This window comes from Sulfuricella sp. (assembly GCF_035531155.1).
Lineage (GTDB): Bacteria > Pseudomonadota > Gammaproteobacteria > Burkholderiales > Sulfuricellaceae > Sulfuricella.
On sequence record NZ_DATKTK010000003.1, the window covers coordinates 14825 to 30596 of the forward strand.

Here is a 15772-nt window from a genome sequence, read left to right on the forward strand (position 1 = left end):
CATTCAGAACCCGGAGAACTTATGACCCAACAAGATGCACATCAAGACCGCCGCCTGGCCCCCCTTTCCTTGGCCGCCTTGGGAATCGTTTACGGCGACATCGGCACCAGCCCGCTCTATGCCATCAAGGAAGTATTCGCCGGCGCCCATCCTGTTCCGGTCTCGCCGGATAACGTCCTCGGCATCCTGTCCCTGATCTTCTGGTCGCTGGTGATCGTAGTGTCGATCAAATACGTTGCCTTCATCATGCGTGCCGACAACCGGGGCGAGGGCGGCATCATGGCGCTGATGGCGCTGGCCCTGCACAAAGCCGAGGGCCAGCGCGGGCGGGCGGCGATCATGCTGGCGGGCATCGTCGGCGCAGCACTGTTTTACGGGGACGGTGTGATCACCCCAGCCATTTCGGTGCTCTCCGCCGTCGAGGGACTGGAGGTGGCCACTCCGGCGCTCAAGGCTTACGTGATCCCAGTCACCATTGGGGTGCTGGTCGCCCTGTTCTCCTTCCAGCGCAAAGGCACGGCGGGCATCGGCGCCCTGTTCGGCCCGATCATGTGCCTGTGGTTCGGAACTCTGGCGCTGCTGGGGATCGTCAACATCCTGACCGAGCCGAATGTAGTCAAGTCGCTCAACCCAGCCTATGGCTTTGTTTTTCTCGCATCAAACCCCTGGCTTGGATTCCTCGCGCTGGGCGGGGTAGTACTGGCGCTGACCGGTGCCGAGGCGCTTTATGCAGACATGGGACACTTCGGCCGCAAGCCCATTCAGCTCGCCTGGTTCGGCCTCGTTCTGCCCGCCCTGGTGCTCAATTATTTCGGTCAGGGCGCGCTATTGCTGCATAGCCCGGATGCAGTCCAGAATCCCTTTTACCTGTTGGCGCCCAACTGGGCGCTGTATCCTTTAGTGGCCCTGGCCACGGCGGCCACTGTAATCGCCTCACAGGCAGTGATCTCCGGCGCTTTTTCGATCACCCGGCAGGCGATCCAATTGGGCTATTCGCCGCGCATGGAGGTGCAGCAAACATCGGAGCGGGAGATCGGGCAAATCTATCTGCCGGGAATCAACTGGGCGCTGCTGCTCGCGGTGATCGCCCTGGTTCTGGGTTTCCGCAGCTCTACCAATCTGGGGGCGGCTTACGGCATCGCCGTGACTGGCACGATGGTGATCACCACCATCCTCGCCTTCATCGTCGTGCGCCATCTGTGGGGGTGGGGATGGATTCGGAGCGGGCTGCTGATCTCGTTTTTTCTGGCGATAGATATTGCCTTCTTCGCCGCCAACGCCATCAAAATCGAGGATGGCGGCTGGTTCCCGCTGGTATTCGGCCTGGGCGTGTTCACCCTGATGAGCACCTGGAAACAGGGGCGCAAACTCTTGCGTACCCGCATGGAGAGCGAAGCGATCGCCATCGAACCGTTTATCCGGGGGTTGGATTCTGGCTCGGTGACGCGGGTGCCGCGCACGGCGGTGTTCCTGTCGGGCGATCCCGACGCCGTACCCCATGCCCTGTTGCACAACCTGAAACACAACATGGTGCTGCACGAGCGCATCGCCATCGTGACCGTGCTGGTGGAAGACGTACCCCATGTCCCGGAAATCGACTGGGTCGAGGTGCAGGCACTGCCGAACAATTTCTACCGTGTGATCGTCCGCTACGGTTTCAAGGACGATCCCGACATACCCAAGGCGCTGGAACTCTGCGAGCGATATGGCCTGTCTTTCGATATGATGACCACCTCTTACTTCCTCGGCAGGGAAACGCTGATTCCCCGGCTGGGTTCGGAGATGCCGCTATGGCGCGAGAAGTTGTTTGTTGCCATGTTCCGTAATGCGGGTAGTGCGGCCAGCTTTTTCAAAATCCCACCCAACAGGGTGGTCGAGGTTGGTACTCAGGTGGTGCTTTGAAAATGGTGATGAAGGCGGCTACTGGATCAGCTGCGGCTACGAGGCAATGTTCAGGTTTACTTCACTACAGTGCATTCTACGTCCGGCTGCCGAGGCTGACTTTGATGAGACTGCATATTGAACCCCAAACGCGATTGAACAGTCTCACCCGGACGACCCACTTCCGAAATTCTTCCAGGATCAGAAGGCCGACTGCGAAAGGAAGAACAAAAAGCCAAACTTTCCCCACAATCGGCGCCGTTCCCAAGATGACATTGCCCCAGGGGGTATAGTCGATGAGCAGAATCAGCGCAATCTCCAGTATGACGCCCCAAACAATCAACCGGTTGCTGAAGAGGCCGGTGGAAACTACAGACCTGATGTCACTCCGACACAGGAATACGTTCACGATTTGCATCACAACAATGGCGCTCAGGCAGGCGGTGGTGGCTTGTAGGTAAAGCGGATCATTGGTTGCCAGATTATGGCCGTATTTCCAGCCTGCTCCGTTGAGGACGAAAAAGAAAGCCGCCATGCTTGCGACAGCTTCGATCAGGCCCAGGAACAGGTAGGCGCGCAGCGCCAGAGACCAATCGAACAGCCGCTCGCGCTGCGAGCGGGGAGGTCGCTGCATGGCCTGCGGGTCGGGCCTTTCGATACCAAGTCCGAGGGCGGTGAGCGAGTCGGTTGCCATGTCGATGGATAGAATCTGGACGGGTGTCAATGGGAGCGGAATATTAAACAGCGCAAAGCCGAGATAGGGAATCAATTCCGGAACATTGTGCGCCAGGATATAGGTGAGGAACTTGCGGATATTTTCGAAGACGGCGCGCCCTTCCTCGATGGCGTTCACGATGCTGGCGAAGTTGTCATCCAGCAAGACCATGTCGGCTGCTTCTTTAGCCACGTCAGTGCCGGTAATGCCCATGGCGATGCCAATGTGCGCGCTTTTCAGGGCCGGAGCGTCGTTTACGCCATCGCCAGTCACTGCCACCACATGCTGCTTTTGTTTCAGTGCGTCCACAATGCGCATTTTCTGGTCCGCGCCGACCCGTGCAAAGATAATTTCGGGCGTATCCAGGACGAGCCGCAGTTGCGTAACAGAAAAACCGCGTAGTTTTTCACCAGTGATCACGAGCGGGTTGTCTGACAGGACGAGTCCGATTTCCCGGGCGATCGCCAGGGCAGTGTGAGGGTGATCGCCGGTGACCATGATCACCCTGATTCCCGCCCCGTGACATTTGCGGATCGCCTCCGGTACCTCCGGGCGCGGCGGGTCTTCCAGGCCGGCAAGCCCCGTGAAAACGAGTTCCTCCTCCAGTTGCTGATGTTGTCCTGGGTGTTCCACTCGGCGGTACGCAAAGGCAAGGACACGCAATCCTTGCCGGGCCATGGCTTCCTGAGATTCGCGGGCCCTCTCGCGCAGCTCTGGGGTGAACGGGTGCATCTTCCCCTCCACCAGGATGCGGTTGCACAGAGGCAAGACGGTTTCCGGCGCGCCCTTGCAGAAGAGCGTGGGGCCATCCGGCATTTCATGCATCGTGCTGAGCCTCATGCGGTCAGCGTCGAAAGGGATTTCGTCCAGCCTCCGGTACGTAGGGGGCGTAGGCAGGACTTGCTGCGCCATTTCGACCAATGCGATCTCCATGGGATCCCCGAAAAGAATTTTTTCGCCACGCTGCTCGCCTTCCTTGAGATCGTGGCATAGATGCGCCGCCAGGAAGAAAGGCAGATAGTGATCCGCGAACTGCCGCCCTTGTTTGGCTGCATCCGGCAAAATGGACGTTCCTCCCAGGAAAAGCTGCTTTACCGCCATCCGGTTCTGGGTCAGCGTACCGGTCTTATCCGTACAAATTACCGTGGTGGCCCCCAGCGTTTCGACCGAAGGCAGGTAACGGATAAGGACATTTCGTTTTGCCATGCGCTGGGTGGCGAGAACGAGCGCCAAGGTCAAGGTCGGAAGCAGCCCTTCCGGCACCATGGCAACAATGATGCCGATGGCAAAAATAAAGTCTTGCCAAAAAGGCACGCCGATTGCCCAGCCGATCGCGAAGAATACCAACCCGATTAGGACGGCCAGAGCGGCGATCAGCCGACTGAGGTGCGCGACCTCCTTTTGCAATGGAGAAATCGCCTCCCCACTCACCTGGGTGAGATGGGCAATTTTGCCGAGTTCAGTATGCATACCGGTAGCGAAGACAACCGCCTTGGCCTGCCCGGATACCATCGAGGTGCCGGCAAGCAATATGTTTTTGCCGTGGATCAATTCACTTTCTTCGGAGGGTGAAATATCTCGCGCTTTGGGGAGTGATTCCCCGGTTACCGTCGCGTTATTGACCCTGACGCCGAAAGCCTCGATCAGGCGGCAGTCTGCTGGAATGTAGTCACCTTGTTCCAGGAGGACGATATCTCCCGGCACCAGTTGCTCCACGTCGATCTGGTCCACCTTGTCTTCCCGTGACACCTTGACCTGCTGCGGCAGCAGCTTGCGCAATGCGACCAGGGTTTGTTCGACACGGTATTCCTGCCAGAAAGAGAACAGACCGCTAACCAGGATCACCGCGATGATGGCGTAGCCCACCTTTGCCATGCCCTGCCCGGGAGCGCTCCATTCGGCGAGAAAGGCCAGGCCGGCGGCAACCCACAAGATCAGGGAGAAGAATTGGGTAAATTGCTTGAGAAAGCGCAGTATCAATGACTCGCGGGTAACTTTCTGGACGCGGTTGGGCCCGAATTCGATGAGCCGGCGTGTCGCCTCGACTGACAACAACCCCTGCGGCGTGCTGCGCAGGCTCGCGATCGCTTCATCGGCGGAAAGTTGATGAATCTTCATGAGAGATCCTTTTGACGTTGCCGGAGCCGTTTTCCTCTGGCGATCCTACTCGGCTGGTGCAGCTCAGAATTAAATCTTAGCTCAATTGCGCCCGCGCGAAGACTCCGCCTATGATTGGCCGAGTCTTTGGATCTGCCCAAAAGACCCGCCAAGTCGGCGTCAAGGACGGCGCCGGCAACACGACAGAACCGTATATTCCTACCGACGACTCAAAGCTCAGGAACAATCAGCATCTCCTTGCTTGCTCTACAAGGTTAGGCGTGAAACTAAGGAGGGTAGCCTGAAGACTGGTCTTGGCCGGGATGTGCCAGTCAGGCACCTGAATGACTGTTTTATGCTGGCGCTCTCAACTGGTCGATGCAACACTTTAATCTATAAGTTCGATAGATGGGGTGTGAAATATGACATACAGAACTCGAATCAAATACACGGCCGAGCATAAAGCTGAGATTTGGGACCGCTGGCAACGTGGGGAATCACTAAAATCAATTGGACGGGCGTTTGACAGGCCTTCATCCTCGATCCATGGGCAGATTGCGCCTAGTGGAGGGATACGTCCATCTCCTCGTCGACGATCAGCGTCGGCTCTTACGCTGACCGAACGCGAAGAGATTTCCAGAGGAGTTGCCAGCCAAGTATCCTTGCGCTCGATAGCGGCTCAACTGGGACGCTCACCCTCGACTATCAGCCGAGAAATCGAACGCAATGGTGGCGATGGTAACTATAGAGCCGCACAAGCTGATCAAGCCGCATGGAATAGAGCCTGCCGACCTAAAAGCTGCAAGCTTGCCGGTAGTCCGTGGTTAAGGCGTGCGGTGGAGATAAAGCTCAGGTTAAACTGGTCACCGGAGCAGATAGCAGGTTGGCTAAAGAGAACGCATCCGGGAGATGAGAGTAAGCAAGTGTCACACGAGACGATCTATCGCAGTTTGTTCATACAGGCGCGCGGCGTACTGAAGAAGGAACTGCTGCAATATCTTCGGTCAGAACGAACAATGCGAAGATCCATCCATTCAGGCCAGCTTGAAGATGGACGGGGAAAGATAAGGATTTTTTGGATGCGATGCACTTTCCACATGCTACATTTACTTCGACATCGATCACGGCAGCGGTCGCCGGCAAGTTCCTGGCCAACGCAATTAACTCTAAAGGGCAAGAGCCTTCCTCTGATCATTCCTTTTACGGCACGCCCAGAGGGTGCCGGCATGTGGTTCGAAGGCAGCATTCCTCTCTCTCACCTAGCCTATAAAGTGGGAGAAATAGAGTGGGCCGACATTGGAACGCTTGCGGATCAAGTGCAAATAAGGTTCAAGATCTTCGTGCCGAATTAACATTGGCAATATGAGAATTTAAGATTCTGCCGGTTTTCTGACTTGCCATAGACGAGGTGAAGGCGGCGAATCACCTCAGCAGCTTTTAGATCGAAAGGCCGCTTTGGCCGAATTCTGTTGAAAAACTCTAATTTTTATAACCGCTGAAATCTTGCCAAAAGTCCGTTGCCCATAGAAAAGCAATCAAATTCTTTTTTATAGGCAAATCAGACGCTCTACAGCGAACGATCAGGCAATATGCGATCCTCGGCACGTCTTTCGAAGGAAAGCTTACCCAAGAGGCTTAAATTTTTTTAAGCATCCTGAAAAAAGAGTTTTTCAACAGAATAGCCGAGGAGCGGACATCCGCGACGGCTAACCTGAGCGGCGGTTTATGGCACGCTGCTGCCGGTCGCGGGAGTAGGGCGCCAAGCCGACATTCGCGCCTCTCCAGCATTTTTTATTAATGCGCTTTGCATTATTAAACGTCGAATTGCAAGCGTGCGAGTCGCGCGTACAGCCCGCTCTGTTTTCGTAAATCTTCCGGCGCGCCGGTTTCGACGATGCGCCCATGTTCCAACACGATGATTCTGCTGGCCTTCTTCACGGTGGCAAGCCGGTGTGCAATGACGAGGGTTGTGCGCCCCTGCATAGCGGCGTTCAATCCTTCTTGCACTAGGATTTCGGATTCCGCGTCCAGCGCGCTGGTGGCTTCATCAAGCAGCAAAAGTGGCGCATTTTTCAAGATCGCACGCGCGATGGCAATGCGCTGGCGCTGCCCGCCGGACAAGCGGGTGCCACGTTCTCCCAGGAAGGTCTGATAGCCTTCTGGCAGGCGGTTGATGAATTCTTCCACCTGCGCCGATTTGGCGGCGGCCATGACTGCATCGTCGCTGGCAGTGGGGCATCCGTACCGAATATTTTCCAGCGCATTGGCCGAGAAGATCACCGAGTCTTGTGGCACGATGGAGATCTTGTCGCGTAATTCGTGCAAAGAAAGTTGGCGGATATCCTGCCCGTTGAAGCGAATAGTCCCATTCGTCACATCGTAAAAACGCAATAAGAGTTGGAACAGGGTAGTCTTGCCCGCGCCAGAAGGGCCGACTAGCGCGACGCTTTCGCCAGGTGCGATGTCGAGGGTGATGTCATCAAGCGCAGCTGTTTGCATTTGCGACGGGTAACGGAAGGTGACATTTTCGAACTGGATCTTCGCTTTTCTGGGCTGCGGCAGCGGTTGCGGTGAGGTGGATTCGACAATGGTGGGCTTTGCGTGGAGCAATTCCAGCAAGCGCTCGGTTGCACCAGCCGCACGCATTACATCGCCCCATACTTCCGCCATGGTGCCCACACCGCCTGCTACCAAAACCGCATATAGGACGAAAGAAGCCAGTTGTCCACCAGTCATGCTGCCTTCATGCACCTGGTTCGCGCCGATCCACAGCACGAAAATAATGGCGCCCATCACAGCCGTGATGATCAGCGCCGTCAGCGCCGCACGCACGCGGGTACGCAGGATCGCAGTCTTGAAGCTCACTTCAGCGCGGTCGGTGAACCGTTTGATTTCGTGTTGTTCCTGCGTATAGGCCTGAACTGTTGGAACAGCGTTGAGTATCTCGCCGGCCAGCGCCGAGGCGTCGGCAATTTTGTCCTGGGATTCACGCGAGAGCTTTTTGACTTTACGGCCGATGGCAAAGATGGGTAGCGTCAGCAATGCCATCAGGCCAAAATTCAGGGAGAACAGATAAAAGCTGGTCACCGCCAGCATGATCATGCCGCCGATAAACTGGAACAGGCTGCGCAAGCCCATCGAAATAGAGCTGCCGATCACGGTCTGGATTAGTGTGGTGTCGCCCGTAAGACGTGACAGAACTTCGCCGGTTTGCAAGGTCTCGAAAAATTGTGGAGACTGCGCCAGCATCCGCGCATACACCGCACTTCGCAAATCTGCCGTCACCCGCTCACCTACCCAGGTCACGGTGTAATACCGCGCCGCCACTGTCAAAGCCCACAGGCTCGCCAATCCGAACAGCGCGGCGAAATGTCCATTCAAACTCAGCGTACCCAATAGCCCACCACTGGCGTTTTGCCGTTGCCCGAAACCAAAATCGATCAGATCACGGAACGCCAACGGCACCAACAATATGGTGGCCGAGCCAAGGCACAGGAGTACAAAAGCCAGCGCGATCCTCTCTCGATAGGGGCGCAGGAAGGGCCACAGATCCCAAAGAGAAGATATGCGTCGGGCGGAGTCAGATTGGATCGATTTCGAGATAGACATCCCTTGTTGTCACGTTTTATTGAGTGTTTTCCATTTTCCCATTTCCTAAGAATCAAAACGAGAAAATATTCGCTGGGAAGAATTTTAATTATCCAGGGGTGACCGCTATTGGCACCAGCCAGCCGTTCGCAATTGCCTAATAGTTTTCGGATATGTTCGATAAATCGCTTCACACCATTTATATGGTAAGTCTAGTCATCAGCCACCATGTGCAAACGCCAGCGGACGGGGGGTTGCACGGAAAGCCAGCCGACGGGCGAAGCATTGGCCACCAAAACTTCCCGCAGCCCCTCTTCTGCCCCGAGCCCCAAGGCTTGAGCAGCTTGACGATCAGCGCGCAGTTCGAAAAACCAATGTATGGCCAGCCAGCACACGAGAAATCCAGCCGAGCCGAGCCAAGTCGTCACATCCCAGGGCGTATCGGGAAACATCACCGTCAACACCAGTACCGGCAATAGAGCAGCCAGCCGCTGGGACAAGCTGCTATGCACCAAGGCACGCGCCAAGAGAAAGCGAAGCCCGTTTATCCCAAGTTGCTCCGCCAAGGCGGAAGAGATAAAAACCTGGCTTTGTCCAGGCAACAATCCGGCAGTGACGATGAACGGGGCTGAATATTCCGCCAGAATGACTGGTATCTCGGCCAGTTGGACATGCCCTTTGCTCTTGTGCAGCTCTGCCAGAGCCCAGTCCACAGCTTGACGTAACGGCCCGATAGCGACCTTCTTCACAACGAGTGCCCGGCAGATAGCTGGCCCGTACCAGAACCACGCCATCACCAGTACCCCCTGGTAAAGATTGTAAAGCAGCAAATAGGTCGCGTTCTTGTCCCAGGCCGCAGGCGCGAAAAGGCCCGGTCCATAAAAGGCCAAGGAACTGACCAGCAGGAATATCCAAGTGCGCCGAGGGGATGAAGGAATCATTGTTCTATTGTGCCACGAACTCTTCATGGGCATATTCAAGTCTCTCTATACACTGGGGACGGTTCGTTTCTGATACCTTAGCGACCACCTATCCAGATGGCCGCTTGTGAGCGTAAGAGGCTATACCTCGGTCTGTTCGGCAATTTCCAGGGCATCGTCGACCTAGATACCAAGATACCGAACGTGCTCTCCAGTTTGGTATGCCCGAGCAGCAGTTGAACAGCGCGCAAGTTCTTGGTGCGTCGGTAAATCAATGTGGCCTTTGTTCTGCGCATCGTGTGAGTACCATACGCCGATGGATCCAATCCGATTGAAGCAACCCATTTATTGACGATTCTGGCATATTGCCGTGTCGTAATATGTGGCGAGGCTTTTATCCGACTCGAAAACAGATACTGCTCCGGTTTAAGCTGCGCAATGGCAATCCAGGCGGTTAGTGCGTCACGAGTCTGGCCCGTGATCTCGAACTGTACCGGTCTCTGGGTCTTACGTTGCATGATGATTGCCCGTGGTGCGATTTGATTGCCATGTGCAGCATCCAGCACCTGTAGTGCAACGAGATCGCACCCGCGTAACTTGCTGTCGAGGGCTAGGTTGAACAGCGCCAACTCCCGTGTTTGCTTGGCCAATTGCAGGTGGATGCGGATTGCCCAAATTTCCTTCAGCTTTAGCGGTGGTTTCTGGCCAGTGAGTTTGCCTTTGTTCCAGGGAACTTGAGCATGTTTGACTTTCGGATTGGCTTCCATGATGAACTCTTTCGGGTTAATTGTGTTGAAAAACTCCCCACAAATTTGGCCATAACAGGCGTGCTGATTTATAATTACATCATTGATTTATTGAGGATAAATAATCATGATGGGATGTCAGCCGGGTGGTCAGAATAGACTGTTCTACGCATTCAACCTCGAAGACCACGTTCCCCAGAATCACCTTCTCCGCGGCATTGATCGTTTCCTTGATCTGAGTGACCTGCGCCAGCACCTAGCTGAGTTCTACAGCCACACAGGCAGACCTTCCATTGATCCCGAGTTGATGATCCGCATGCTGGTCATCGGCTACAGTTTCGGTATCCGCTCAGAACGCCGGCTGTGTGAAGAAGTACATCTCAATCTGGCCTACCGCTGGTTCTGTCGATTGGGTTTGGAAGATGCCGTCCCGGATCACTCTACATTCTCCAAGAACCGTCATGGCCGGTTCCGCGATAGCGAGACATTCCGGCATTTGTTTGAAACGGTTCTGCGTCGCTGCATGTCCGAGGGGCTGGTGGGTGGCGAAGGATTCGCCGTCGATGCCAGCATCGTCAAGGCCGATGCGAACCGAGCGCGAGGATTGCCAGGGAACCAGCCGATCGACTGGGCGCATGAGATCTGTATGACGCGTGCAGTGCATGAGTACCTGGCTGGCCTTGAGGAAACCAATCAGACCGAAACGCCACCCAAGAACATCTCGCTGACCGATCCGGCTGCACGTTGGACTGCCGCAACTGGCGAACCCGCTTTCTACGCTTACTCGATCAACTATCTGATCGATCTAAAAGCCGGCATCATCGTTGATGCGGAAGCCACTCCAGCCTACCGTACGGAAGAAGTGAATTCGACCAAGACTATGGTTGACTGCGTGGAAGAGCGGTTCGAAATGAAGCCTGAGCATCTGGTGGGAGACACAGCCTATGGCACCGCTCCCATGCTGGACTGGATGGTGAATGACAAAGGGATTGCACCACATGTGCCTGTTTGGGATAAGACGGCTCGTGACGATGGCACCCTTTCGCGGAGCGATTTCCAGTGGAATGCAGAGGGCAACGAATACCGTTGTCCTGAAGGCCATGCTCTGTGTTGCGATTGGCGACCATTCAAGAACCCGCGCTCACACATCACGAAGGAGCTGGGGTGGGTGAACCAGAGGGATTTGCTTTGCGCCCAGTTGGGTGCCTTGCGGATGCTGCTCGGGGTTCTGACCAGGCCGTAAAAATCCAGCATGCGGTCGAACGCGCGCAACAGTTGTTTTCGTAGCGCCGGGTTGTGGCGGAATTCGACGATCTGTGCGGCTCCAACGTGGGTGCGGTGGGGTTTGCGCCGCTGTTGCTGGTCAGCGGGAACAGCCACTGGATGAAATTGTGGGTGTATTCCAGCCATTCGTCGTCGTGTGCCAGAATGGCGTCGAATGTCCTGCCGTGATCGTCCGGGGCGGTGCCGAGATAAAAATCGACCAGTGGCCGCGGCGCAGGCATCAACCGCCGGTTAGGGACATGAAGCGGATTATCTGGTCCGGTTTTTCGCGGAATTCGTGGCGTTGAGGCTTGAGTTCGATGGCGGCGCGGATTGCGGCAGCCAGTTCGTCGTCCGAAGCGCCGGCACGCAGCAGGGGGCGCAACGCCAGGCTTTCGTCCTGGCCCAGGCACATGTACAGGGTGCCATCGACCGATAATCGGACACGGTTGCAGGTGTCGCAGAAATGCTGCGACATCGGGGTGATGAAGCCGACGGTGAAGGCGCCATCCGGGGATTTCAGGTAGCGCGCCGGGCCTCCTCCGGCCATGACGCCGTCGATCAGCCCGAAGCGCTGCTGCAAGCGCGCCTTGACGGGCTGAAGGTCAAGATATTGCGCGTTCCTGCCGGTTTCGCCCATCGGCATGGCTTCGATCATGCGCAGGGTGAAGTCGTGCTGGATGCAGAACGCCACCATGTCGTCGATTTCGTCGTCGTTCACGCCTGCCATGACGACCATGTTGATCTTGATCGGGGCAAAGCCGGCTTCCTTTGCGGCCATCAATCCTGCCAGGACCTGATCGAGGCAATCTCGCCGCACGATCTGGCTGAAACGCTCCGGATTGAGGGAGTCCAGGCTGATGTTGAGGCGGGATATTTTCGCTTTTTTGAGCTCCACGGCATGTTTGGCAAGCTGGGTGGCATTGGTGCTGAGGGAGAGATCCTTGACGCCATCGATGGCACTCAGGCGGCGAGCCAGATCAGGCAGGTTGCGGCGCGTCAGGGGTTCACCGCCGGTCAGCCGGATCTTGCTGACCCCGAGGCGAGCAAATGCACCGATCACGCGTTCGATTTCGTCAAAGCTGAGCCATAGTTCGGGCTCCTCGAAACCCTTGTAACCTTCCGGGATACAATAGGTGCAGCGCAGGTCGCAACGGTCGGTGACCGACAGGCGCAGATACTCGACGTGTCTGCCGAAACGGTCTTGCAAGATGGGTTCGTTGACCATATGGTTTTCTGAAGATTACAAACACTATTCGAAACGATATCCTTATCCTATTTTTAACACGATGCAATAGGTGAATAGTGGTATTTTCTAAAAATTATGATGAAAAAAAGTGAAGGCTGGAAATGGAAATAACAAATAATTCAGGCTTTTCAACTGATTGCATGAGATGTCCAAGATTGGCAGGATTTCTGGGTCAGGTGCGCAGCGATCATCCGGAATACCACGCCAGGCCCGTACCGCCTTTTGGTGCTGAGGATCCGCATTTGCTGATCGTCGGCCTAGCACCGGGAATGCATGGGGCCAACCGGACCGGCCGGCCGTTTACCGGCGATTTTGCAGGCATATTGCTGTACCGGACGCTGCACAAGTACGGATTTTCCAGCGCACCGGATTCGGTCAGCGCGGAGGACGGGCTGGAATTGATTGGCTGCCGTATCACCAATGCGGTCAAGTGCCTGCCGCCGCAAAACAAGCCGGAGCCTGCTGAAATCAGGCAGTGCAACGGCTATCTCGGCGAGGAAATCGCCGGTCTTGAAGCGGGTGCCGCGATTCTTGCGCTGGGCACAATCGCGCATCAGGCGGTGTTGCGCGCGCTGGGGCTCAAGCTCAAGGATTTTTCCTTCGGCCATGGCGCGGTGCATGCCCTTCCCAGGGGAATGACCCTGTACGACAGCTATCACTGCAGTCGCTATAATACCCAGACCAGACGCCTGACCGCGGAAATGTTCGAGTCCGTATTCGCCAACATCCGCAACAACTTGCCAAGGAGCTGACATGCCCTACGTCAATATTCGCATCGCCGGTACGCTCACCCGCGAGCAGAAGCAGAAAATCGCTGAGGAGGTTACCGACACCCTGGAACGCATCGCCAACAAACCCCGGTCCTATACGGTCATCTCCTTCGATGAGATGCCCTACGAAAACTGGGCGTTTGCGGGTGAACTGCTCGACGCCGACTGATTTGTTCGACCCCAGACATTTTATTGCTAATCTGCCCCATCTTCCGGGGGTGTACCGCATGCTCAACGCGGGCGGAGAGGTCATCTACGTCGGCAAGGCGCGCGATCTCAAGAAACGGGTTTCTTCCTACTTCCAGAAAACCACGCTGGCGCCGCGCACCGGGTTGATGGTGTCGCAGATCGTTCAGATCGAGACCACCGTCACGCGCACCGAAGGCGAGGCGCTGTTGCTGGAAAACAACCTGATCAAGGCGCTGGCTCCCCGCTATAACGTCCTGTTCCGCGACGACAAGTCCTATCCCTACATCATGCTGAGCGGCCACCGCTACCCGCGGCTGGGGTATTTTCGCGGCACGCCCGACAAGAAGAACCGGTATTTCGGGCCGTTCCCCAATGCCGGCGCGGTTCGGGAAAGCATGCAGTTGCTCCAGAAGGTGTTTCGTCTGCGCACCTGCGAGGACAGCGTTTTCAACAACCGCACCCGTCCTTGCCTGCTCTACCAGATCAAGCGCTGCACCGCGCCCTGCGTCGGCTTGATCGGAGACGAAAACTATCATCAAGACGTGAAGGCGGCCGAGCTGTTCCTGGAAGGCAAGGAGCAGCAGGTGCTGGAGCGCCTGGAAGTGGCCATGCATGCGGCGGCGGAGGCGCAGCGCTACGAGGCGGCTGCGGTGTTGCGCGATCAGGTCATGGCCTTGCGTACGATCCAGGAAAAGCAGTTCGTCAGCGGCGAGAGCGGCCTGGATGCGGACGTGGTGGCCTGCGTCGCAGAGGAAGGCGTGGTTTGCGTCAATCTGGTGATGATCCGGGGAGGCCGGCATCTGGGCGACAAAAGCTTCTTCCCCAAAAATGCCGACGAGTGCGATGCGGTCACCGCGCTGGAAGCCTTTCTGGCGCAGCATTATATCGGCCGCTCCGTGCCGCCCCTGATTATCGTCAGTGAAAAGCTGGATGACACCATGCTGGCGGCGCTCCTTACCGAGCAAGCGAAACGAAAAGTTCAGATCAGCGCCAAGCCCATCGGCGAGCGGCGGGTGTGGCTGAGGATGGCGCTGGAAAACGCGCGGCTCGCGATCGCGCAGCGGCTCAGCCAGCAATCCTCCCAGGAGGCACGGCTGCAGGCGCTGATCCAGGCGCTGGACCTGCCGGAGGGGACGCGGCGCATCGAGTGCTTCGACATCAGCCATACCATGGGAGAGGCGACGGTAGCGTCCTGCGTGGTGTACGACAACTATGCCATGCAGAATGGCGAGTACCGGCGCTACAACATTACCGGCATCACGCCGGGGGACGATTATGCCGCCATGCGCGACGTACTGACACGCCGCTACCGCAAGATTGCGGCAGGCGAGGGCAGTATGCCGGACCTGATCCTGATCGATGGCGGCAAGGGGCAGTTAGCGGTAGCCGAGGAGGTGATGGCCGAGGTGGGCTTGAGCGATGTCCGCCTGGTCGGCGTGGCAAAGGGGGCAGAGCGCAAAGCGGGTCTGGAGCAGCTGATTTTTCCGGGCGGCGAAAAGGCGTTACAATTGCCTGCAGATCATATCGGGCTGCATTTGATCCAGCAAATCCGCGACGAGGCGCATCGTTTCGCCATCACCGGGCATCGGGCGCGGCGCGGCAAGGCACGTCTGCATTCGTCGCTGGAGGATATCGGCGGCGTGGGGGCGAAACGGCGGCAGAAATTGCTGGCTCGTTTCGGTGGCTTGAAAGGCGTGCAAGCCGCTAGCGTAGATGAATTGGCCCAGGTCGAAGGGATTAGCCAGACGCTAGCAGAAAAAATTTACCAGGGACTTCATTAGTGCCACTGAATATTCCAAACTTACTGACATGGCTGCGTATCCTGCTGATTCCGGTGTTTGCGGCCGTGTTCTACCTGCCGGCCACATGGCTGCAGCCGCAGTGGGTCAACCTCACCGCGACAGTGATTTTTGCCGTGGCGGCAGTGACGGACTGGCTTGATGGTTACCTGGCCCGTGTGCTGAAACAAACCACCGCTTTTGGCGCCTTTCTAGACCCCGTAGCGGACAAGCTGATGGTGGCGGCAGCATTGATCATCCTGGTGAAATTCGATCGCGTGCCCGCTCTGATTGCTTTGGTCATCGTCGGACGGGAAATCACCATCTCCGCGTTGCGCGAATGGATGGCCGGGATCGGCCAGGGTAAAAGCGTGGCGGTTTCGTTCATCGGCAAGCTCAAAACCACCGCGCAAATGGTGGCGATTCTGCTGCTGCTATACCATGACCCGATATTGCAGGTAATCGACACCCATGTTTGGGGAACCTGGCTGATTTATATTGCGGCTATTTTGACTTTATGGTCAATGGTTTATTATCTCAAGCAGGCTGCACCGCAGGTGTTTGAAGGAAAGTGAA

11 protein-coding genes and 2 pseudogenes are annotated in these 15772 nt (G+C 56.5%); 8 read left to right on the top strand and 5 right to left on the bottom strand.

What is annotated here, in order from left to right; translation table 11 throughout:
• Positions 1 to 21: 21 nt before the first annotated feature.
• Positions 22 to 1902 (top strand): potassium transporter Kup, encoded by a 1881-nt coding sequence (locus VMV64_RS00120; RefSeq protein ID WP_325327912.1) that lies wholly within the window; start codon positions 22 to 24, stop codon positions 1900 to 1902.
• A 76-nt stretch (positions 1903 to 1978) separates the two neighbouring features.
• On the opposite strand, the gene VMV64_RS00125 is transcribed toward VMV64_RS00120, so the two are convergent.
• Positions 1979 to 4714, bottom strand: coding sequence for a cation-transporting P-type ATPase (locus VMV64_RS00125; protein WP_325327913.1), 2736 nt, complete (start codon positions 4712 to 4714; stop codon positions 1979 to 1981).
• A gap of 401 nt (positions 4715 to 5115) precedes the next feature.
• Between VMV64_RS00125 and VMV64_RS00130 the strand changes: the two are divergent.
• Positions 5116 to 5760: pseudogene (locus VMV64_RS00130) on the top strand (transposase); the annotation flags it as partial.
• Between the two features lie 745 nt (positions 5761 to 6505).
• Here the strand turns inward: VMV64_RS00130 and VMV64_RS00135 are convergent.
• The 3 genes from VMV64_RS00135 to VMV64_RS00145 all read right to left on the bottom strand — a co-directional run bounded on the left by VMV64_RS00135 (position 6506) and on the right by VMV64_RS00145 (position 9968).
• Positions 6506 to 8302, bottom strand: a complete 1797-nt coding sequence (locus VMV64_RS00135) for an ABC transporter transmembrane domain-containing protein (RefSeq protein WP_325327914.1) — start codon at positions 8300 to 8302, stop codon at positions 6506 to 6508.
• Positions 8303 to 8493: 191 nt separating this feature from the next.
• Positions 8494 to 9249, bottom strand: coding sequence for a hypothetical protein (locus tag VMV64_RS00140; protein ID WP_325327915.1), 756 nt, complete (start codon positions 9247 to 9249; stop codon positions 8494 to 8496).
• Between the two features lie 50 nt (positions 9250 to 9299).
• Positions 9300 to 9968 (bottom strand): tyrosine-type recombinase/integrase, encoded by a 669-nt coding sequence (locus VMV64_RS00145; RefSeq protein ID WP_325327916.1) that lies wholly within the window; start codon positions 9966 to 9968, stop codon positions 9300 to 9302.
• Between the two features lie 106 nt (positions 9969 to 10074).
• Between VMV64_RS00145 and VMV64_RS00150 the strand changes: the two are divergent.
• Both VMV64_RS00150 and VMV64_RS00155 read left to right on the top strand, forming a co-directional pair.
• Positions 10075 to 11103 (top strand): annotated as a pseudogene (locus tag VMV64_RS00150) (transposase); the annotation flags it as partial.
• A gap of 140 nt (positions 11104 to 11243) precedes the next feature.
• On the top strand, positions 11244 to 11399 hold the full coding sequence (locus VMV64_RS00155; protein ID WP_325327917.1) for a hypothetical protein: 156 nt from the start codon (positions 11244 to 11246) through the stop codon (positions 11397 to 11399).
• A 52-nt stretch (positions 11400 to 11451) separates the two neighbouring features.
• Here VMV64_RS00155 and moaA read toward each other — a convergent pair whose 3' ends face one another.
• Positions 11452 to 12438 (bottom strand): GTP 3',8-cyclase MoaA, encoded by a 987-nt coding sequence (moaA, locus tag VMV64_RS00160; RefSeq protein WP_325327918.1) that lies wholly within the window; start codon positions 12436 to 12438, stop codon positions 11452 to 11454.
• Between the two features lie 122 nt (positions 12439 to 12560).
• On the opposite strand from moaA, the gene VMV64_RS00165 reads away from it, so the two are divergent.
• The 4 genes from VMV64_RS00165 to pgsA are packed head-to-tail and all read left to right on the top strand — an operon-like array spanning position 12561 to position 15771.
• The gene (locus tag VMV64_RS00165; protein ID WP_325327919.1) at positions 12561 to 13211 is read left to right on the top strand and encodes a uracil-DNA glycosylase; all 651 of its coding nucleotides are present in this window, start codon (positions 12561 to 12563) and stop codon (positions 13209 to 13211) included.
• A gap of 1 nt (position 13212) precedes the next feature.
• Positions 13213 to 13398: a 4-oxalocrotonate tautomerase family protein gene (locus tag VMV64_RS00170; protein ID WP_325327920.1), complete on the top strand. Its 186-nt coding sequence runs from the start codon at positions 13213 to 13215 to the stop codon at positions 13396 to 13398.
• On the top strand, positions 13343 to 15199 hold the full coding sequence (gene uvrC, locus VMV64_RS00175) for an excinuclease ABC subunit UvrC (RefSeq protein WP_325327921.1): 1857 nt from the start codon (positions 13343 to 13345) through the stop codon (positions 15197 to 15199). Before VMV64_RS00170 ends, uvrC begins: the two co-directional genes overlap by 56 nt.
• Positions 15199 to 15771 (top strand): CDP-diacylglycerol--glycerol-3-phosphate 3-phosphatidyltransferase, encoded by a 573-nt coding sequence (gene pgsA / locus VMV64_RS00180; protein ID WP_325327922.1) that lies wholly within the window; start codon positions 15199 to 15201, stop codon positions 15769 to 15771. The genes uvrC and pgsA overlap by 1 nt, the downstream gene beginning before the upstream one ends.
• Position 15772: the final 1 nt, after the last annotated feature.